Genomic DNA, 20,664 nt, shown 5'->3' on the forward strand with positions numbered 1-20,664 from the left:
ATATAACTTATCTTTGAATTCCCAAAAAACTACGAATCCGCTATACTCAATGACACAGGCGATATTAGATACGCATGAGTTCGATCGACTGTACTCCGAATATAAATCACGGTTCATCGTGATCGCCTATGCCCTGTTGCGCGACAAGACGTTGGCCGAGGATCTTGTTACGGATAGCTTCCTGCTTCTTTGGGAAAAAAGACGGGAAATTCAGTTGTCACAAGATGAGTTTCCGGCTTATATTCTCGGTATTGTGCGCCACAAGTGTATTGACGCATTGCGCGAGCGTCAAACCCATCTTCAAATACAGCATCAGATGTACCTGCGTGGCATGCGCAACATCCGCACAAGCCTCGGACTACTTGAGGATTGCGATCTCTCGAAGGTGCTTTTTCATAAGGATGTCGAAGAAATATTCCGGCGGCGTCTGGCCGAAATGCCCGAACTGTCGGCGCAGATTTTCATTGCCAATCGTTTCGAGGATCAAACCTATCAGCAGATTGCCGAGCGCTATGGCATATCGGTACGCAAGGTCACACGCGAAATCCAGCGATGCCTGCATCTGCTACGCGAAGACTTGGGCGACTACCTGCCAGTGGTAATGCTGCTATTCCCGAACCTGCTCAGCAAACCGTAGAAAAAAGAAAGGGACGGCCGAATCGTGATTGTGATTGCGATCGCGGTTGAATTTCGTGAAACACCGTGAACTGATCGGGGGCCGTCCCTTTTTCCTACAAGAAATCGGGATGTTTTCGATAAAAAGAGCAGAAATATTCATGTTTTCATAATATTCCTTTCGTCCTGATTCCGAATGATTAAAGGGTATTGATGATTGGAAATAGTCCTCTGCCCTGATACTATAATTTGCTGATAAAGTTCGGCGTAATACAACGATTTCCACCAGAACTCTACATATCGAAAATAAAAAAGGACAATGCCGGTGACGTTAGGCGACGTTCTTGTTCGGAAAAAACGGTGATGTAAATCCGTATCAGGTACCGGCATTGTCCGTAGTGTCGACTCTGCAAAAATACAAAAATCATATTGCATTGATGTATTTTGCTGAAAACAACTACTATTCCGACTGAATTTTATAATATTGCCCCTCCTCGTAGCAGTCGATAACGGAGCGAGGAGGCGTATAATAAAACGGATGCGGTGATATTCGACGTGATAGTGACGCAACTTCACACTGTTTTTTGAAGAATTCAACCGAATAGCAGCCGCATCCGTTATTTTTTTATGGTCGATCCGGTAAGAAAAATTTATCCCGGAAACAGGAACCGGGCTACCGTTGCCATATTTAGGAGCCACAGTTGTTGCGGGAATTATATTGCCGGCGGCCGTTCCGTATATAATATGTGCCGCCCGCACATACCGATTCCGTCTGCCGGCGGTCGCTCGGCGGGTGCAATCCGTATGAGGTAATGTATTCGGCAAATGGCGGCGCATGACGGTTTCGGGTTAGTGGATGATGCGCCCGCAGAAAATAAAAAGGGGGCGCGGTGTCAGCCCCTACTTGTCGGTCTTGGAGTTACCTTCAGATGGAAGCTGTCCTGCGCCCCAGTCAAGCCCTGCTTGCAAACAACAAACAGGACATAACCGGAGCTGACAACCATTATACCATCTGATTAAACATCCTCCGAAGAGGTCTCCAAGTTTACAAGTAGGTATAAAGAGTTGTTTACCCTTTATGATTATGTCCGTCGGCTACGCCGAACTATTCAATCGCAAATGTAGCATAATTTCTGTATTTAGAAATCCACGTATGCAAATATAATCAAATTTTTCGAATACACGTGAAATCACGTGTATAAAATTTTAGACATCACCTTTCCTTTGCAAAAAATGCGAACAAAGGTTCCCAAATATAGAGATACTACTTTTCAACGGCTCTTGATAGAACGTATGCAACAATTACGTTCGGATCATGGGTATTCTCAAGAAGAAGTTATTGAGTTTACACATTTAGATATTTCTCGGTATGAATCAGGAACCTCCATTCCAAACACACAATCTATACTGAAACTCTGTAAATTATATAACATCACAATCGCTGAATTCTTCGCACCGATAAATTATCCTGCGAAAAAAGAATAGAAAAGACGAAACGGAGCGGTTTCGTCTTTCTTTTTGCAAAAAAGCGACTATATTTGTGTTGAAGGAAAGAACTTGCCCAAACTTATTGATGGAAGAACTCACAACCATACAAAGTAAAATCTACGAAATCCGCGGCCAGCGCGTGATGCTCGACTTCGACCTTGCGGCGCTCTACCAAGTTACGACCAGTGCATTGAATCAGGCCGTAAAACGTAACATCGAACGATTTCCGGAAGAGTTCATGTTCCGCATTTCCGAAATTGAATGGAAAAATATGTCATCACAATTTGTGACGACATCCAGAGTGAAGCGGCCGAAGACATCCCTACCTTATGCTTTTACCGAACAGGGAGTTGCGATGCTTTCTGCGGTATTGCGCAGTGGAATGGCAATACAAGTAAGTATCTCTATTATGAAAGCATTTGTCGCCATGCGCAATTATATTACGACAGCTACAACCGTTACTTCGGAATTGGCTGAAATCCGGGCGAAGCTGGCTCTGCTGGAGCGGGCGGACGAGGACAATGCCGAGGCGGTGAACGACCTTTCGGAAGACATGCGCAAGGAGCTTGACAACATCTACGAGGCCATCGCAGCCCTGTCGGTCAAAGTTCCAAAGGCCCGCAAACAGCCCCGGCCCATCGGTTTTAAGCAATCAAAGTAAAAAGAGCCATGACCCAAAAGCAAGCGATACAACTTTTTGAAGAGCGTAAGGTACGCACCGTCTGGGACGACGAAGCGGGCAAGTGGTACGTTTCGATTGTCGATGTTATCGCAGTTTTGACCGAAAGTAAAGATGCCGCAGCCTACTGGCGCAAACTCAAACAACGGCTGAAAGCTGAAGGGAATGAAACCGTGACAAATTGTCACGGTTTGAAAATGACCGCTCCGGATGGCAAGATGCGCCTAACCGATGTGGCTGACGTAGAGCAGCTTTTCCGACTGGTGCAGTCGATTCCCTCGCCGAAAGCCGAGCCGTTCAAGTTGTGGCTCTCTTCGCTTGCCCGCGAACGGTTGGAGGAGATCGACGACCCGGAACAGGGCATCGACCGGATGCTGGAATACTACCACCGCAAAGGCTATTCCGAGAACTGGATCAACCAGCGGCTGAAATCCATCGAGGTACGCAAGGAACTGACCGACGAATGGGAACGCCGCGGCATCAAAAAGGGACAGGAATACGCCACGCTGACCGATATTATTACGCTGGGCTGGTCGGGTATGACCACGCGCCAGTACAAGCAGTACAAGGGACTGAAAACCGAAAGCCTGCGCGACAACATGACCAATCTGGAGCTGGTGCTCAACATGCTTGCCGAAGCGACGACCACCGAAATTTCGAAAGAGCGAAAACCGCGGACGACCGCAGCGAACCGTGCCGTGGCGGCACAGGGCGGACGTATCGCCGGGAATACCCGCCGCGAGATCGAAGCCCAGACCGGAAAAAGAATCGTATCGCCGCTCACGGCAAAACAGGCATTGGCCGAAAAAACAGCCGAAGGGATCGAACACCCGGAGGCGGATACGACAGAATGATCCGACGGTTCGCAATCGGTTTGAGGCCGCAATTTGTGACCTCGAATTCGAAATCACAAAATGGGATATCCAATTAGAATAAATATATGCCATTGGGAACGGTCGAACGCTGAAAATCCCGATACAGAATCGGTTGTTTCCAAAATGGAAATAACCGCCGCCTACGGCAAAGGATTTACGGCTCGCAGTATTTTGAAATTATTGGCTACCGATAGCAAGATACAATCCGGCCAAAGACAGATAAGCAGATATGTTTCAGATATATCTGCTTTTTTATATCCGGGTTGAAAATTCCTCGTATGTCTTTGTGCTGTTTCCGAGACTACCTACTCCCCGTTTATCACGTTATGGGTCTTGTTTGCCTTGCTTCCGTTTCCGTGGGCGAAGCTATGGCAGGGGGTCGGAAAACAACCAAGATCGGGGCCCTTCGGGTTCAGACAAATAAATCAGCCGCAATATGTAAGTTGCGGCTGATTTTTTTGTCCTGAAATCTTGTTTGTATTCCGCCCCTCTGAAATATAGCCCACAGAAACGGAAGCAAGGCAAACGCGGCCCATACGGCATAAAAAAAAGGTCGTAGTTATGAAACAGCACAAAGACATACGGGAAATTTTGAAACGGAGCGGCACCGCTCCCACCGGCATCTGCGGGTTTTGGAGGTCTGCGGCAAGTTTCGCGGCTGTGCTTTTCGGCGCGTTTGCGGCGTTCAAATTTCTCGCGGGCATCTATCTCGGTGCGGGCGGTTTTTTGGGTTTCTGCCTCTCGTTATGGCTCTTGCGGCGGTGTCGGGACATCGTGCGTCTCGTCCTTTCCCCCGTGGTTGTCCTCGTGCGGTTTCTTCTGCGGCTGTTTTACTAACATTCAACACTTTACAACTATGGGAAAAGTCACATTGCTATTCGCAGGAAAGAGTTACGACACCGACGTACAAAGCGTGCGGGAGAATCAGATCGTCATTTTCGACGGCCCTTACAACATGCGTCAGCGCATGGTCGTGGCCGGAATCGCACACACACAATCCGGTTACAATTACCGATTGATCGACCCCGAAACCGCCGAGGAGCACTCCGCGGATCTGATCCGCCCCTTGCGGGACAAATTCGGTATCGGGCACTATTACGACGACGAGCACCCCGAATTTATGGATGCCGCCGAAGTCGCGGCGCTCCGCACTCGTGCCGACGCCCTCAAAGCCGAGCAGGAAGCCGCCCGACGTGCGGCGGCGGAAGACGCGGAACGGTTACGCACCATCGGCGCGGAGCGTCTGCGGCAGATCGTTCCCGACGATGCCGTGGCCGTCATCATCGGTGAACAGCATGAAAGCGAATGCGACCCCTATACGGACTATTTCGGCTCGCGTATCGTGCGCACGGTGATTCTCGGCTTCTCGACCCACACGCGCGATCTGTTTCCCGAAATGCGCAAGGCCGCGGCACGGTTCGAGGGCACGGCACACCTGGCCGAGCGTAATGCCGAGTACGAACACCGTGAAAAGTACAGCATGGGGCACGGCTATTACCTTGGCACGCACCGCTATTCGGGCTGGCAGGTCAGCAAGGAATCGTGCCGCGACAAAGAGGGCATTATCAAGCGTTTCGCCGTCGTGGCCGGAAATCCCGAGAACGTGTGTATCGAAAACCCTGCACCCGTGCAGACCGCTGCCCCCGAAACCGTGGCCGACGCACGTGTCGAGATCGTGGAATACTCCGAAAAGTCGATCGCCGTATTCGGCGATACGAAACCCCTGCGTGACACGCTCCGCGATCTGAACGGGCTGTTCCGCGCCTACCTTACGCACGACGGCACCCGGTGCGCCGGGTGGATTTTCTCCAAACGCCGAGAACAAGAGGTGCGCAGCGCATTGGCCGCCTATCTCAAATAACATTCAATCCGGGGCGTGCATCCGCCCGCCCCACAACACCCGAGAGCATGAACGAACAGATAACAGCTATCGCCGCGCTCCTGTTGGAGATCAACGGCAAAGAAAAATACACCGCCTTTTTCGATTTCAGCGGCCATGTACGCACTTTCAGCATCCGGATTTATTCCGGCAAATGGTCGCAGGGGAAAGCCCCTCTTTTCAACCTCTCGTTACAAAACAAGGACGGACAGCAATGGCGGAATTGGGACAACGCGCATGCCATGTCCGGCGATTCGATCCTCTCATTCTTAACGACTTTATTATGAAATCATACGAAGAAATCATACAGCGCACGGCGGATTTCGACTACATGATGCGCACGCAGTTGCCGGAAAAATACATGCCGGAGGTGTTCGGCGTCACGGCCGGGGAAGACCCCGATCTGCGGCAACTCCTTCACAACGCATCCCGTAACGGCATAGGCATTACCTACCTGCTGTTCAAAATACCGTATGACCGCCACAAGCAACTGATCAAATACCTTTCAAGATCATGAGAACGGAAACCGTAACCTACCAAATTTTCTCGCTGGGCGAACTTTCGCCCGAAGCACGGGCACGGGCATATCGCAAGTGGCTCAACGATGAACCGGAATACGGATGGAATGCGGAGAACAAACAAACGCTGAATGCCTTCTGTGATCTACTCGGCATACGGTGCAATAAATGGGAATACGACGGTTATTCCTACTCTTTCAGCTGGTATTCGCCTTACGAAGATACTATTGAAAATCTGCATGGAGCACGGCTCGCCGCCTATCTACACAACAATTTCGGATCGCATCTGTTCGTCCCGAAAATCTACTACAAAGGGAGAAGACGCCGCCGAAGCCGCCTATTCTGTACGACGGAATGTCCGCTGACAGGGTATTATATGGACAATATGATCCTCGATCCGATATACTGCTTCTTCACGCATCCGGACGATACGACTTTCTACGATCTGATCGAATGTTGTCTGGACACCTTTTTCCGGGCATGCCGCGACGATGCCCGGTATTGCCGCAGCGAGGAGTATTTCGCAGAACTGGCTGAAAGTAACGCATGGGAATACCTTGCCAGCGGTACAGCATATCATCTGATCAATTAATTCCACAATAACATATCAATTCTAATGAACCATCACACCATGAAAACGAACGAAACCGACACCACGACCGCAACCGCCGCCCAGAGCACGAAATCGACCGTTTTGCTCTCCATTGACAAAATCCGCCCCAACCCCAACAATCCGCGGCGGAGTTACGACGAGAATGCCCTCGCGGAACTGGCCGCCTCCATTGCCACGCACGGCCTTATTCAGCCCATCCGGGTGCGAGCCGCAGAACAAGGCGGTTATATCATCGTCTGCGGAGAACGCCGCTACCGCGCCGTGCAACTGCTCGGCCAGACCGAGATCGAGGCAATCGTCGATGCCGCTCCCGCCGACGAACGGGCGATCTTCGACCTCGCGCTTTCGGAGAACATTCAGCGCGAGGAGATGCCGTCGCTCGACGAGGCCGAAGCCTACAAAGCCGCCATGCAGACCCTCGGCGGGGACGCCGCCGCCGTGGCCGCACGCTTCGGCAAAAGCGAGCAGTATATCTACTACCGGATGAAACTCAACGAACTGATTCCCGACATCAAAAAACTTTTGCGCGAAAACTCTATTACATTGGGTCTCGCCATGGAGTTGGCACGGTACGGGAAAGACCTGCAAAAGACGATCTGCAAAGACCGCCTCAAAGACGAGGAGGGGTGGCGGAAATACTCCGTAAAGGAGTTCAAGCGGATGGTAGACGCCCATTATACGAACGATCTGGCCCGGTACCGCTTCGACCAAACGGCGTGCGCCAAATGCAAGCACAACACCAATCTATACGATATGTTCGCCACGGGAAGCGGACGGTGTACGAACCGGGAATGTCTCGAAGCCAAAAACCGCGAATTCATCGAGCGAAAAAGCGGAGAACTGCTCGCGCAAAACCCGAAATTCATCCTTTGCAAAGACCGTTACGGATGCGACGACCATGATAAGGCCGTAGAGCATATGACCGAAAACGGGGTCGAATGCAAGGCGTTCGAATACGGGCAGGTGCAGGAAATGCCCGCTATGCCCGCAGAACCATGTCCGGCGGATTATGCCACCGATGCCGACTATACCGTGGCAATGCAGATCTATGAACAGCAGAAAAAGGCCGCCGAGGAAAAGACCGCCGACCTGCTGGCCAAGCACGACGCCGGGGCGATCCGGATTTTCGTCAAAACCTCGCGCGACAACGCCCGGCTGGTCTATGTGAACCAAGCCGCCAAAGGCAGGGAATCGACCGGAGAACTGATCGCCCGCCTTGAGGAGAAGAAAATCCGCAACACGGAACTCGCACACGAAAAAACCGTCGAAGCCGTCCGGCAGATCGTCCGCGACGAGGAGATCGCTCCGACGCCGTTTACCCAGCTGGAAGACAACATTCTCTATTACATCATGCTCGGAAGCCTGCGGCGCGAACACCTCGCCGCCGTGGGATTTCCCGAAGCGTATTATTTGACATCCGAACAGAAAATCGCTGTCGTCAATGCGCTGACCGACGAACAACGCGATCTCATCACCCGCGATTTTCTTGTAAAAAGCCTTACATCCGACATCGGTTTCGACAAAACGGGGAAGCAACTGCTGATGGAATTCGCAGCCTTGCACCACAAAGAGAAATACGAGGTTGTGAAAGCGCAGTTCGACGAGGAATACACGAAGCGCAACGACCGTCTCGACGAGCGTATTGCCGTTGCCGAGGCACAGGAGAAAGCCAAGACCAAAGCCGCCAAGAAAGAGGGCAAAACGGGTAAGAGCACCAAGAAAACGACAAAGAAAGCCGCCTAAATTCTGATCGGGGACGGCCCGCAGGCCGTCCCCATAAAACCGAATAGAATCATGCTGAAAGAATTTATCGACGATCTTCGCCGGCATGGAATCGCCGTTTTCGATCTGATCCAGGCAGGTGCGGGGAATCACATTTTTTTCGCACGCCGAAACGGCCATACTTGGAGTATCCGGATTTCCCGGCAACGAGGCGAACACCGTTATACCGTGCATATCTTCTCCGAAGAATCGGACATAAGGGGCACTTATTCCTGTCCGCCGGGATTGTTGCTGACAACTATCGAACTGCGATTCAACGACCTTGCGACACCATAAATAAGTCCCGGTTTCCGTCTGCGGCATGACTGCCGCAGACGCGAACGGGCGGACGCCCGCGGCTCCCGCCATACCGCCACCCCGAATTGTGTCAAAACATCATCTGACGAACCTATGAAATCTTATATACGTATCGCTCCCGATGTGGAATATTTCACCGATTACGACCGTTTCCGCGAGGCGCAAATCTGCTGCGCCGTCGCCGAAGACGGCACAAGCCTGTTCAGCCGCATCGAGAACCGCCGCTTCATGCACACGGTGCGGCACGATCTTTCCGAACGGGTTATCGAGCTGCTATGCCGGCAGATACATCGTGAAATATGCACATTGCACTATGGCGGACAAGTCGTGGAATGACCTGCCTGCCACACCAGAGAATTGTAAGTTGTAAAATATTAAAAGTGCCCGGTTTTACCGGGCACTTTTAATTGGGTTCAACCCCGGAGCAATATCTGTGTTTCGGATACTCCGGAAAGAGGATCAACCAACATAGTCCGATGGCGACCAGTACCGACAATATTCCCATTGTCAGGCAAATAGCCGTTAGAAAGTGTACGAGCATCGAATCTTATTTTTCCCGTTACAGCAGTTTTGCTTCTAACAACTCTTCGGCTGGTATTTCCACCGTCTGATGCCGGGCTCCGTTCTTCTCGATGATTTCCAGCAAAAGCACCTTGTCATCAGAGATCGTCAGTTTGGGCAGTGCGAATACCGTCCGCTGACGCTGGTGTCCCCTCACGACTGCCGGATCGTTGCATACGCGCAGGACTTCGAGCGGCGTCTGCTGCTGTGCCGTGCGCTTGGCGAGTTTGCGATCCGCTACGATGAATCGCCGCGCATCCACCTCGAAAGAGATATTCGTGTCGTTCGAGATACAGGAGTGAATGTATATCACGTCATTGAACACGTAAATCCCCAGCACTTCGACCCCGATGCCGTACTTTTTCGTGCGAATGCCTTTCACATCCGTGCGGTTCTGCCGGTATATGTCGTTCAACATGCGCTTTACGGTCGCGGGTTTCTCGCGCCCTACCTCGCGCAGCAGCACCCGGCTTTCGGATGCTGGGGCCGTCGGCTGATAATCGCCTGCGGCATCCGGTTTCTTCACACCTTCCGTCTGCTGATCCTGCACTGTAAGATTGACGGTCGAGACAGCCGGATTCTCGGCATAATAGACATCGAAAGTGAAAAATCCGCCGTCTTCGGTGATGACCGTCAGGTTTGTTTCTGCTGCGAAATTCCGCACGGCCGCCTTCACCCGCACGACGTTTTCGGCCCCGTCGGCCTTGCCTGCTATGATGTCCATCGAGCCGATGTCGATATACGTGACGGGCGACGGGAAGAGGATGTGTACAGTCTTGGTGAATCCCGCTTCGATCTTTCGGGGTTCGATCTGCTGCGGCCCGTCCTGCATGGCCTTCGCCGTAGCGTGTGCTGCCCAGATTGCGGAGACGATCAGGGGCAGATAAATAAGGTCTCTTTTCATTTTACTGCTGTTTTGAAATCAATAATAGCTGATGGTTGGCTTTGAGGGTTATCTTCACCTCGCGGAGCTTCCCGGCGACATACTGCGACGAAGCCTGCAATCCTCCGCGCGCCAGCTCGGACAACACCTGCTGCCCGGCCGAACGGGTGACGTTTACACTCGTCCCGGCAGTCTGTCCTACGGACGCCAGCGCCTCTTTGAGGGCCGTCCGTTCGCGGGAGTTCGGGACGTTCAGCCCCGGCTGGCCGTCGAGGTCGTAAGCTACGGCTTCGACAGCGAAGATCCGTCCGCCGTATTCGACGGACGACACCGTGACTTGCAGCCGCATCCCGGAGATCGTCGCAAGACCGTATAACGGGGTGTTGCGGGGGATCACCGTATCGTCGATACGCACGGCTTCCAGCAGCCGCAGCTGTACCGTGCTTCCGGCACGTATGACCTGTGTCTGAGCTACGCAGGCTTTGACGGTCGGAATATCGGCATGCGCAACGCCACCTGCCGCCGTGAGAAATCCCAAGTTGCGCTCGACAGCGAAATCCGCCCGCGGATCGAGCGTCGAGGCTTCGACCTCACCCTCCCGAACGGGCTGCATGACGGACAGACGCGAATCCCTTCGCTGCTTCGTCGGCCCGGCCTCTTCGTCCGCGGCCGTTCCGCCGCCGAGATACTTCCGTGCGAGCTTGTACTGCTCCTCGGCCAGCTCCAGCGGATCGGGCTGCTGCCGCTCGGCGTCGAGCTGGGATTGCAGGGCCGCGACCTGCTCTTTCAGTGCTTCGACCTCGGTATTGCCGCAAGAAGGGGCCGGGGTGTAGAAAGCCGCCATTTCACCCGATATCCTCCGGTAGGCAGCATCCGATTCGTCGATCGCCGTCGGTGCTGCCGGAACTGTAGCATCCGCCATTTCCCCGGTCACAGGCAAGCGGTCGTCCATAACATCACCCAACGATTGTAGTTTCTCGCGCCGCTGCTGCTCGTACTGCTCCTGTTCGTAGACCTTGCGTTTGTCCGTTTCCGCCGGCTTTACCGTCGCTTCCGGAATCGTAACATTGTATCCGCCCGCTCCCGCCTGCTGCGGAGCCGGTTTCGGGGTGAACAGGTACCATAGGAAAATGCCGCACAGCAGTGTCATCACCGTCACGACGCCGGCGAACTTAAGTTGCCGGAGGTGCTGCGGTGTGAGAAATTGCGACAGTTTTTCAACTGCTCCGTTATCGCTCCTGCGTGTCATCTTCACTCGTGTTTAGAGGTAACAGGCTCCTTTCCGGCAGTAGTGGCTGCCGGAGGTGTTCGACGGCGGGAATCGACGTCTCCCGACTCCGCATTCCACCGAACAGAATCATCAGGGCGACCGCCGCATAGACGAGCAGCAGCACAGTAACCAGCCCGAGCCGCTGGCGCGGCGTAAGACGTTTCATGCGGGCCTTCAGCCACGCTTCGGCCCGCGTCTGTAAATCCTTAGCGCTCATAACTTCCGAGGTCTTTATTTTCGAGAATGCGCAGGTCTTCGATCAGGAATCCCTGCGGGTTGTTGTCCGAGCGTACGGCATTCCGCAGACGGCATGTCGTGACGAGCGTCCGTTCCGTGACATTGCTTTCACGGACGATCTTCTGCCGTGCGAAGGTCTCCACGGCATAAGGATAGCAGTCGAAATCGCATCGGATGCTGTCCACGACGACATTCTGCGATACGTTCGAGGCGATGATGCGGTTGAAATATCCCTTCTCTGCGAGGCTCTGGTAATAGGCGATGGCGCTTCCGTCCGCAAGGTACAGCGCCCTGCGGACATTGCCTTCGATGGCCTCGCGGTCGGGAGAGAGGGTGAAGAAGAGCTCGTGGAAGCGCCGCACGTGTTCGCGGGCTTCGACGGGACGGTTCTGGGCCATATCCTGCGACAGGGCCAATATCAGCGACTTGCCCTGATCCAGTACGTAGATCTTCTGCCGCTGGGCTTCCGCGAAGCGGTAGGATGTCCACACTGCCGCCACCGAGATCAGCGTGCAGGCTCCCAGAAAGAGCATGCTGAAGAGCCGCAGGTGGCGAAAGGACGATTCTATATTCTTCAATGTTTTGAATTCCATATTTTATTACGTTTTATCGTTTCTTCAAAGCCCCTTTTATACGGCCTCCGACATTTCCGACCGCCGCTCCGGCGACTCCGGCAGCGCCCATCGCCACGGCACGTCCTGCGCCTGCGACTTTATCGCCGTAACTTCCGGCGCCTCCGGCCTGAATGATCCACGACGCAACGGTCGGCACGCAGAAATATCCGACGATTCCGATAATCATAAAAATGCAATAGACCGTATTGCTTCCGTCGGGTATGAACGTCGGGTCTTGCAGTCGTTCGATGTCCTGCTGGAGCATCAGAATCTGGATGCGCGAAAGGATCGCACCGAACAGGTCGCTGACGGGCAGCCACAAATAGATGCAGATATAGCGTGCCAGCCAAGACGCCAGCGTATTGTGAAAGCCGTCGTACACGGAGAAGGCGAAGGCCACGGGCCCCAGTAACGCCAGAACGATCAGGAAAAACGTCCGCACGGTGTCGATGGTCAGCGATGCCGCCTGGAAGAGCGTTTCCAGAAACGTTCGGAATGCCTCACGGACTTTCTGACCGAATTGATACCCGGCTCGCTCGGCATACATCCCGGCAATCGCCATGAGGTCTTTAGGCTTCCAGCTCAATTCGTCAAGCCGTTTGTCGAACTCTTCATTACTGATAAGATAGGCTTTCTCCGGATCGCGGAGCATCGCCTGACGCTGCAATTCATCCTTCTGTGTCTGGTATTTCTCCAGATCGAACGCCTGTCGATCGACCAAATGCGATGTGGCATTGCTGATGGGTGACAATAGGCCGTTCAAAGGCCCCAGCACGAGGGTCGGGAAAGCCATGATGCACAGCCCCAGCACAAAAGGCCGCAGCAGCGGGAATACCTCGATCGGCTCCGCGGCGGCGAGGGATTTCCAGACCCGGTATGCGATGAAAAACAGGGCGCCCAATCCGGCGAGTCCTTTGGCAATGCCCATCATATCGCTGCACAACGGCAACATATCGGCGTACAACGAGCGGAGAATCTGATGCAGGTTCGTCCACTCTACGGCTAATGGCATCGTCATAGGTTACCAATATCTGTCGTTATGGCCGCCGTACAAGGCCCGCACACGCTCCGAATCCCCGCGCTGACGGCTGCGCAGGAACGACACGGAGATATTCTTGCGCGTATAGTATTCCGTAAGATTGCGGTATTCGAGCATCTCGTAATAGATCCTGTCGATAATATCCAGCCGCTCCTTGTCGGTCATCGAAAGCCCCGACGGAGTGATGATCTGCTTCAGGTCGTTCAGCAGGTCGGCACTCGCCGACAGCAGCTTCGTATAGCCTGCGGCCATTGCCGTGAGTTCCTCGGCCGAATAGTTCGTATCGTCGAGCATCGACCGGAAGTTCGAGATGTATATGTCGGAGATGTCGCCCACGAGCAGCATCGTCTGCTGCGCGCGACGGGCGCTTTTGACGAGGTTATGCACCGACCGCAGCGCATCGTAATATTTCTTCGACTGCTCGTAAATCTTTACCGTCTGCTGAAAACTCTGAAGCAGCGTACTTCCGTTCCGGGACGCTTCGACGACCTGCCTGGTGGAATTCACGATACCCTGCGCCAGATTCGAGGGGTCGCTCACGACCCACTGCGCCCGAAGCGGATGACCTGCCAGCAGCATCGCTGCCAGCAGGCCGAAGCCTATTCGCCGTCCCATCGCACCGGAGCCTGAAGGATTACTTCCGTCCCTATACGCTGCGGCCGGTCGTCGCGGACGAAAAGCCCGAAACATCCGATATGCAGAATATCGTTGGTCGTGTGATGAACGACGCATCCGCCGGTTTGTCCGTACAAGACATGGAGCCACAGACTGTCATCGCGTTTGAGAATGACCATGTCCCGCACGGGACGTTCGCCGCAGAAAAGCGTCGCGGCATATCCCGGAGCCGTTTTGCGGATCGTGATCCGCTCTCCGTATTCGTTCTTTCAGCAGCCGCAGATACGGTCATCGGCAACCTCGGATTGCAACTCCCGGATGGTCTGTTTCAGCGACTCGATCTCTTCCTGCGCCCGGCGCAGCCGTTCGTCTCGCGCGGCGAGTTCTTTTTTGGATATGAACATGATTTTCGGATTTTAGGTTAATGATCTTCATTGCGTTTTTGCTCGGCCAACTGGCGTATGGCCAGCTCGATATTGCCGCCGAGCTTCTCCGTGAGACGTTGCAACTCCAGTTTTTCAGTCTCTTCGGTGGTATAGCAGAGGTATTCCTCAAGACTCGTTTCGGTAGCATAGACAGCAGAGTGTACGCCTCCGAGTCCGATCCACACCTCTTTGTAGCGGCGCTTGGGGTCATTGGCCCGATTGATCGACAACACCTGATTGCGTTCCTTATCACTCAATCCCAACAACTCCTGAATCTCGTCGAACTTGTTAGCATACTTACGCATGTCCAAAAGGATGCGGCAGTCGCAGTTGGCGATGACGCTCTCCTTGAGGACGGGCGACGACAGCAGGTCGTCCAACTCCTGCGTTACGCACATACACTCGCCGAAATACTTGCGGCAGGTTTTATGTAGGCTAAGTACCCGGCGCCTTACCGTATTTCTACGGCAGGTTTCCAAGAACTCGCCCCCGAACCGGACTTACACCTCTCGGCGTATCCGGCTCTCCACTAATTTTTTTTCAGTCTAAACTTTTCCCAGATGCCGCAGCCTGTGGCAACTCGGACACAACGCAATGGTCTTGCGTTTTCGGGCTGACATGAGCCGTTTCCAACTCTCTTTCCCTTTCAGGTCTTTGAGGTTGCGGACATGGTGCATAATCAGCTTGCCCGTTGCCCCACACAATTCGCATTTTTCCGCTTTGAGCCTGTCCGTCAAATTGGTTCGGCTCACGTCTGCAATAGAGTACGGTTCGATGTCGCAGCTTCCGTTGAACGCCGTTGTCCGGCGTTTGAAACTTGTCTTGTAAAAGGTTCGGGACTTGATTACCCCTTTCTGCTCGTACTTTACGGTGAACAGTTTGTTGAGACGGTACTTTTTGTTGATTTTTCGTACCGTGCTCCTATATTTGCCCGCAAATGTTTTATACATGCTGTACTCCATGATATATCTGAAGTTGTGCAGTACGACGCAGTTGTTGGCGATCAGGTAATAGTTGCAAAATCCCACTGTTTCCCGATTGTATCGGTCGAGGATTTCAAGATCGTCGTTGAATATCAATCCTGAACGGCATTTGGGTTTCCAAATCTCTTTCCCGTTGCGGAGCTTGATTTCCATAGCTCCGTATTCCAGAAGTTTGTCCCGCAGCGTTGCCATGCTGACATTCAGCCGGACACGCTTGCCGTAGGTGCGTCGCAGACGTCCTTGCACATCCCGTCGTTGATGATTGTTCCGTGTTACCGTAATCTCATATCCGAGAAATTTCGCCGATTTACCCGTATGGGTTATCAGCGTCTTTTCTTCGGACAGTTCGAGGGCGAGGCTTTCGGATAGGAATGATTTAATATCCTCCTTTATCCGCAGTGCATCCTCTTTGCTGCCGATTACACCCAGAATAAAATCGTCGGCGTAACGGATGTATTTGAGCCTGCGGTAACTTCCGTCCATTTCATCTCCGCTTGGAAATGCTGCACGTTCCTGTTCGATGGCTTTGAGTCTTGCGACCAAAGCCGCCTTCTCAGTCCCGTCTTTTACCTTTTTCAGTTTCCGCACAGTCCGTTTTCGTTCATTGGCCAAATCGTTGCTCTCTTTGCCCGGCCTGCGTTTGGTTCCCATGTCGAAATGTCGGATATACTCTTTCACGTACTTGTCTAATTTATCGAGGTATATATTCGCCAGAATCGGGCTGACGATACCTCCCTGCGGCATTCCGCTGTAAGTGTTGTGAAACGTCCAATCCTCGACGTATCCCGCTTTCAGGAATTTCCGTATCAGACGGATAAAACGGTCATCTGAAATGCGCTCCCGCAGGATTCCGACAAGTACATCATGGTCAATGTTGTCGAAGAACCCTTTGATGTCGCCCTCGATAAACCATTTCGCCCCGCTGAACGTCTTTTGAATATGAAGTAATGCAGTGTGACAGCTCCGTTTAGGTCGGAAACCGTGCGAGGTGGTCTCAAAATGTCCCTCGTAAATGGCTTCCAGAATCATGCGGACTACCTCCTGCACCAGCTTGTCTTCAAAAGCCGGTATTCCCAGAGGGCGCGTTTTCCCGTTTTTCTTCGGGATATGCACCCTCCGCGACGGGTGAGGCTGATAACTTTCGTCTTTCAACGAGGCTATCAGCGTTTCGATCCGGGCAAGGCTCATCTCGTCGATACTGCGACCGTCGGAGCCTTTGGTCGTACTGCCTCCGTTCGATGCGATCTTTTGGTAGGCAACATAGAACAACTCTTCGTTGAACAGAATCCGGTAAAGGCGTTCGAACTTGTAGCTCGAATCCTTACTGTGTTCGTTCAGACTGTTTAATACTCCTTCCGGACTTCTCATAATGTCTCTCACATTATCCATTAAATTGTATTAAAGAAAATTAGCTGCCTCCCTTCGCCATGTGCAGGGCGTTACCCTGCCCGGACTACTACGGAGGCTCCGTTACCGTGCCGGATATTCAGAGGTCTGCACCTCATAGCCTTACGGCGTTCCGGTTTAGGTAATCCCCGTTTACTTACTTAGTAACTGTTGGCATGATGGATTGTCGGATGCGATTTCCGTCCTTTACCATTTATCATGGCTGCTCTGCGGCAAGTTCTTGCTTGCGTCCGTACCTATACACCGGAGCAGTACCGCAGTATGACGATTTCAGTTACCTTACGTCATAGCCTTCAAGTAGAGCAGCTCGGACTGTCGTTCAAACAATTCGGTTTTCATCCTCATATCCATCGTTTCATCTTGCCGTTCAGTGGCAGTCTGGTAACTGACTGACTTACGACGTTCCCGACATGCTACACTCCCCGTCCGGTTTCCCTTTCGGATAAGTCGGGTGATGATAGGTTTTTCAAAGAACACTTACCTAATCCCTTGCCAGTGGGATATTTACTAAGCAGCTTGTACGGGCGCACACAAATACTTGATAAATCCCGCCATGCCCGCCTTGGCGATAGCTTTCCATGCTTCTTCGAGCAGTAGAACTTTGCGAATACCCTTCAGCCGCCGCATTTTTGTAAGGAAGGTCTCCATGATAATCAGTGTAATGACAGGATAAAGGACTTTGTTTTCGCTGATATTATCCAGTTCGAAGACGATGAATCGCTTATCCAACAAGTCCAACTGCTTGTCGGAGTTCAAGAGGTAGTCGTACTCCCCGCCACGATAGTAAGGTTCGAGAACGTTCAGAAAATTTTCAATATCGAAATCCTTTTCCCGGACGCGCTTTTTTTCCAACAGACGGCGGTAATCCGTTGCGACGAACTCGTAGAAGGTGTTGAACGAAGGTGTGACCGCAGTGCCGGTCTTGAGTTGCGAGAGGTATAGGTTCACGGCATTCGACAAGGCCACCTCTTCCGCACGTGTCGGTTCCTCGGATTCGCGCTTCCACAAAGTCAGCAACAGCGCCTTGAGCGATTCGCGCTTCTCGACGTCGTACACTCCGTCTTCGACAAAGAAGGGGTTGAAGGCAACGGGGGCATCCTCCTGATAGGTGAAATATATTCCATCCCGACCTTTGGTTTTCTGCCGGATAAGCGAGCACAATCCTTGATAGGAGTTTCCCGTATCGACAATCACGATATGTGCGCCCTGTTCATAATATTGCCTGCATATATGATTGAGGATAAAACTTTTGCCTCCCCCTGAAGGCCCGATGACCACACGGTTCCGGTTGCTTATCCATCCTTTTTTCATCGGGTAGTCGGAGATGTCGAGGTGAATGGGGATACCGCTCACCCGATCCGCCATCTTAATGCCGAAAGGCGACAAAGATGAGCGATAGTTCGTCTCTTCGTTAAACAGACACAAGCCCTGTTCGAGAAACGTATAGAAACTTTCTTCGGCGGGAAAATCCCCTTCGTTGCCGGGGATCGCCGCCCAGAAAAGCGTCGGAACATCCACAGTATTATGACGCGGCGTGCACCCCATAAGCGCCAGCTGCGCCCCTACATCGTTACGGATCTGCTTCAGCTCCTCGCTCCCTTCGCCCCATGCCATGACATTGAAATGGGCGCGTATCGAGGTCAGAGAGAAGGAGTGCGCCTCATTGAGGTAATCGTCGATCCATTCCTTGTTGATTTGGTTCGAACGGCTGTACTGCGCGAGCGACTGCATGTTACGGGCCGTACGTTCGAACTGCCTGAGGTTTTCGTCGCTGTTATCCAAAAACAGGTCGAGTAGGTCGGGAGCATTACTGCTCCCTTCCCCTCTAAGAACCGTACGTGATACTTTCGCATCATACGGCTCAAGCAACTCAAAGTTTCTATTATGAAACCGGCTCATAAGCTCTAATTTTACGGGTAAGTGTACGACTGCATCTGTCATGGGCGATGATTTTGGATTTGCCGGACTTGTCGGATAACTCCGCAATAGTCCAGATTTTATCCGCGTCGATTATCTCGCCGCACAACGGACAACGCTGATTTTGTTTCTCCCACATTCTGAGAAAGCCCTGTTTGCCTTTGAGAGAGCTTAACATTTTCATCCTGTTACGCATCTCAAAGTATGGTCGCCATTCCGGGTCGAATGGGTTGGCTTTGCTGCGGATTTTGATAGGCTTGGTCTTCGTATCAATATCGGATAGATACTTCAGTGTGTACGGAAATGGTTTCCCGTTGTTCTTCAGCATCGTACCGAATGTCCACGCCCGGCCTTTCTTCGACAGAAAATACCTGTTGTAAACCCACTTCTTACCCTTGTGGCGGTGGCGGCGTAATGCCCACGCCCACAGTTTGTAGAAGATTTGTGCGTCTGCGTTCTTGAAGGTTTTGGCGGCTACGCAACCCTTGTAATAGTTGCCCCAACCGGTTATGACGGGGTTTAGAAGTCCGATAAGTTTGTCCTGCCTAATAGCTTGGTTCTTACGAACAATACTTTTAATTTTGGCAAGGAACTCCTTGACGTTCTTCTTTGACGGTTTGATAAGCAGCGTACCTTTGTATTTCCTGATGTTGAAACCCAGAAAGTCAAATCCTTCATCAATGTGAGTAATCTTCGTCTTTTCTTCTGATAGGGTAAGCCCCCGTGCTTGAAGAAACTCGCTGACTGCGGGTTTGATTTGCGATTCCAAAATTTCCCTGTCGGAACAGGTAATAATGAAATCATCTGCGTATCGCACAAGATTTACCATAGGATTGAAATATCCCATTTTGGTACGTCTCAGTTTGAAATTTTCTGCAAGCATTGCTTGCAGGCCGTCGAGTGCCATATTCGCGAGTGTCGGCGATATGATACCGCCCTGCGGCGCACCTTCCTCGGTGGGAAACAGTTGCCGGTTGAATACGAATCCACTTTCCAGCCATTTACGGAGCATGACCTTATCCATAGGGATATAGTCGAGTAACCATTGATGGCTGATGTGGTCGAAACAACCTTTGATGTCCCCTTCGAGTATCCATTGCGGAGATACCTCTTTTGAAAGTATCGTATGGCATTGTACTATCGCATCGACCGTACACCTTTCCCTACGGAAGCCGTAAGAGTGTCTGTCGGCGGTAGTTTCTGCTACCGGGTTCAGAGCCATGAGGTATAATGCCTGCATGGCCCTGTCTTTCATTGTAGGTATTCCTAACGGACGGAGTTTGCCGTTACTCTTCTTGATATGTACCCTTCGTAACGGTTGCGGGTTGTAGCCACGTCTTTTCAGATCGGCGACAGCACCCATTTTTGCGTTGGGAGTAGTCCAGAGAACTTTATCCACTCCCGCCGTGTTCTTACCTTTGTTAGAGGTAACTCGTTTGACCGCCAACGCTTTGGCGTAAAACGAGTGGGTCAATGTCCATTGCAGGGCTTTTACCTTGCCCGGACGACCCTCTTTCTGAGCCTTTACAATACGTCCTTGCAGCTTCTGAACCGCAGCTTCGCATCTGACCCAATCAATGTCGGTCCAGTTGTTCCACTGCCTACGGTCAGCAGGCGCACACGATAAATTAATCTCGTTCATTTGCATTCCTTCTTTTAGAAAGTTCTACATAGTTTCTTGTAAAGAGTCACCTCGCAGAAGTCTGCCCGCTTTCGCGGCGGAGTGACGTTGAAACTCCTATCCGCCCCGTTACAGGACGGCATTCGCTTTTTCTGCGTTCCCATACCCGCACCTCATTCGGCTTTCCTTGCGGTCGGCTTACCTGCCCGAAGGCAGGAGAGATACGGGTTTACCAAGTTTCGCGTAAGTAACAAATGAGCGGGTTAGGTTCTGTCCGTTGCGCCGGCAGTGCTTTGTCCGTGTAACCCCACAATACAAAGGGTTATCCGACTGCGTTACCTTTTGG

Annotated in this window: 21 protein-coding genes and 2 pseudogenes; 13 read left to right on the forward strand and 10 right to left on the reverse strand. The window is 52.3% G+C overall.

From position 1 onward, the window contains the following. Positions 1-49 precede the first annotated feature (49 nt). The 12 genes from NQ559_RS12515 (at position 50) to NQ559_RS12570 (ending at position 9,082) form a co-directional block, all read left to right on the forward strand. Positions 50-637: an RNA polymerase sigma-70 factor gene (locus NQ559_RS12515; RefSeq protein WP_018696898.1), complete on the forward strand. Its 588-nt coding sequence runs from the start codon at positions 50-52 to the stop codon at positions 635-637. 1,271 nt (positions 638-1,908) lie between these two features. Beyond that, entirely contained in the window at positions 1,909-2,100 is a 192-nt protein-coding gene (locus NQ559_RS12520; protein WP_229028890.1) for a helix-turn-helix domain-containing protein, read from the forward strand. Positions 2,101-2,188: 88 nt separating this feature from the next. Continuing rightward, on the forward strand, positions 2,189-2,764 hold the full coding sequence (locus NQ559_RS12525) for an ORF6N domain-containing protein (protein ID WP_018696897.1): 576 nt from the start codon (positions 2,189-2,191) through the stop codon (positions 2,762-2,764). An 8-nt stretch (positions 2,765-2,772) separates the two neighbouring features. Further along, positions 2,773-3,636: a BRO-N domain-containing protein gene (locus NQ559_RS12530; protein ID WP_015547832.1), complete on the forward strand. Its 864-nt coding sequence runs from the start codon at positions 2,773-2,775 to the stop codon at positions 3,634-3,636. A 582-nt stretch (positions 3,637-4,218) separates the two neighbouring features. Beyond that, on the forward strand, positions 4,219-4,494 hold the full coding sequence (locus NQ559_RS12535) for a hypothetical protein (RefSeq protein WP_018696896.1): 276 nt from the start codon (positions 4,219-4,221) through the stop codon (positions 4,492-4,494). 19 nt (positions 4,495-4,513) lie between these two features. Then, positions 4,514-5,518, forward strand: a complete 1,005-nt coding sequence (locus NQ559_RS12540; protein ID WP_026318575.1) for a hypothetical protein — start codon at positions 4,514-4,516, stop codon at positions 5,516-5,518. A 47-nt stretch (positions 5,519-5,565) separates the two neighbouring features. Further along, positions 5,566-5,823, forward strand: a complete 258-nt coding sequence (locus tag NQ559_RS12545; RefSeq protein WP_015547834.1) for a hypothetical protein — start codon at positions 5,566-5,568, stop codon at positions 5,821-5,823. Beyond that, on the forward strand, positions 5,820-6,053 hold the full coding sequence (locus tag NQ559_RS12550) for a hypothetical protein (protein ID WP_018696894.1): 234 nt from the start codon (positions 5,820-5,822) through the stop codon (positions 6,051-6,053). The genes NQ559_RS12545 and NQ559_RS12550 overlap by 4 nt, the downstream gene beginning before the upstream one ends. Continuing rightward, positions 6,050-6,646, forward strand: a complete 597-nt coding sequence (locus NQ559_RS12555) for a hypothetical protein (RefSeq protein ID WP_018696893.1) — start codon at positions 6,050-6,052, stop codon at positions 6,644-6,646. The genes NQ559_RS12550 and NQ559_RS12555 overlap by 4 nt, the downstream gene beginning before the upstream one ends. 39 nt (positions 6,647-6,685) lie before the next feature. Then, positions 6,686-8,410, forward strand: coding sequence for a ParB/RepB/Spo0J family partition protein (locus NQ559_RS12560; protein ID WP_018696892.1), 1,725 nt, complete (start codon positions 6,686-6,688; stop codon positions 8,408-8,410). Between the two features lie 51 nt (positions 8,411-8,461). Beyond that, positions 8,462-8,725 carry a hypothetical protein gene (locus NQ559_RS12565; protein WP_026318574.1) on the forward strand — a complete coding sequence of 88 codons (264 nt, stop codon included), beginning with the start codon at positions 8,462-8,464 and terminating at the stop codon, positions 8,723-8,725. 114 nt (positions 8,726-8,839) lie between these two features. Continuing rightward, the gene (locus NQ559_RS12570) at positions 8,840-9,082 is read left to right on the forward strand and encodes a hypothetical protein (RefSeq protein ID WP_015547838.1); all 243 of its coding nucleotides are present in this window, start codon (positions 8,840-8,842) and stop codon (positions 9,080-9,082) included. Positions 9,083-9,305: 223 nt separating this feature from the next. Here NQ559_RS12570 and traN read toward each other — a convergent pair whose 3' ends face one another. Genes traN through NQ559_RS12600 form a run of 6 tightly spaced genes read right to left on the reverse strand, consistent with a single transcriptional unit; the run spans position 9,306 to position 13,965 of the window. Further along, a complete protein-coding gene (gene traN, locus NQ559_RS12575) occupies positions 9,306-10,211 on the reverse strand; it encodes a conjugative transposon protein TraN (protein WP_018696891.1) in 906 nt (301 codons plus the stop codon). A gap of 1 nt (position 10,212) precedes the next feature. After that, positions 10,213-11,439, reverse strand: coding sequence for a conjugative transposon protein TraM (gene traM / locus NQ559_RS12580; RefSeq protein WP_026318573.1), 1,227 nt, complete (start codon positions 11,437-11,439; stop codon positions 10,213-10,215). Continuing rightward, on the reverse strand, positions 11,420-11,677 hold the full coding sequence (locus tag NQ559_RS12585) for a hypothetical protein (RefSeq protein WP_018696889.1): 258 nt from the start codon (positions 11,675-11,677) through the stop codon (positions 11,420-11,422). The genes traM and NQ559_RS12585 overlap by 20 nt, the downstream gene beginning before the upstream one ends. Next, the gene (traK, locus tag NQ559_RS12590; protein ID WP_018696888.1) at positions 11,667-12,290 is read right to left on the reverse strand and encodes a conjugative transposon protein TraK; all 624 of its coding nucleotides are present in this window, start codon (positions 12,288-12,290) and stop codon (positions 11,667-11,669) included. The genes NQ559_RS12585 and traK overlap by 11 nt, the downstream gene beginning before the upstream one ends. Positions 12,291-12,303: 13 nt before the next feature. Then, positions 12,304-13,323, reverse strand: coding sequence for a conjugative transposon protein TraJ (traJ, locus tag NQ559_RS12595; RefSeq protein ID WP_026318572.1), 1,020 nt, complete (start codon positions 13,321-13,323; stop codon positions 12,304-12,306). Positions 13,324-13,332: 9 nt separating this feature from the next. Then, positions 13,333-13,965 carry a DUF4141 domain-containing protein gene (locus NQ559_RS12600; RefSeq protein ID WP_018696886.1) on the reverse strand — a complete coding sequence of 211 codons (633 nt, stop codon included), beginning with the start codon at positions 13,963-13,965 and terminating at the stop codon, positions 13,333-13,335. An 80-nt stretch (positions 13,966-14,045) separates the two neighbouring features. Here NQ559_RS12600 and NQ559_RS12605 point away from each other — a divergent pair, with 80 nt between their 5' ends. After that, positions 14,046-14,390 (forward strand): hypothetical protein, encoded by a 345-nt coding sequence (locus NQ559_RS12605; protein ID WP_018696885.1) that lies wholly within the window; start codon positions 14,046-14,048, stop codon positions 14,388-14,390. Here the strand turns inward: NQ559_RS12605 and NQ559_RS12610 are convergent. The 4 genes and pseudogenes from NQ559_RS12610 to ltrA form a co-directional block, all read right to left on the reverse strand. Further along, positions 14,387-14,824 (reverse strand): annotated as a pseudogene (locus tag NQ559_RS12610) (TraG/VirB4 family ATPase); the annotation flags it as partial. The gene NQ559_RS12605 and the pseudogene NQ559_RS12610 sit on opposite strands and share 4 nt — an antisense overlap. A gap of 111 nt (positions 14,825-14,935) precedes the next feature. Continuing rightward, a complete protein-coding gene (locus tag NQ559_RS12615) occupies positions 14,936-16,741 on the reverse strand; it encodes a reverse transcriptase domain-containing protein (protein ID WP_244062016.1) in 1,806 nt (601 codons plus the stop codon). 555 nt (positions 16,742-17,296) lie between these two features. Beyond that, positions 17,297-18,568: pseudogene (locus tag NQ559_RS12620) on the reverse strand (TraG family conjugative transposon ATPase); the annotation flags it as partial. Between the two features lie 94 nt (positions 18,569-18,662). Next, positions 18,663-20,339 (reverse strand): group II intron reverse transcriptase/maturase, encoded by a 1,677-nt coding sequence (gene ltrA, locus NQ559_RS12625; protein WP_026318569.1) that lies wholly within the window; start codon positions 20,337-20,339, stop codon positions 18,663-18,665. Positions 20,340-20,664: the final 325 nt, after the last annotated feature.

Source organism: Alistipes onderdonkii (assembly GCF_025145285.1).
Lineage (GTDB): Bacteria > Bacteroidota > Bacteroidia > Bacteroidales > Rikenellaceae > Alistipes > Alistipes onderdonkii.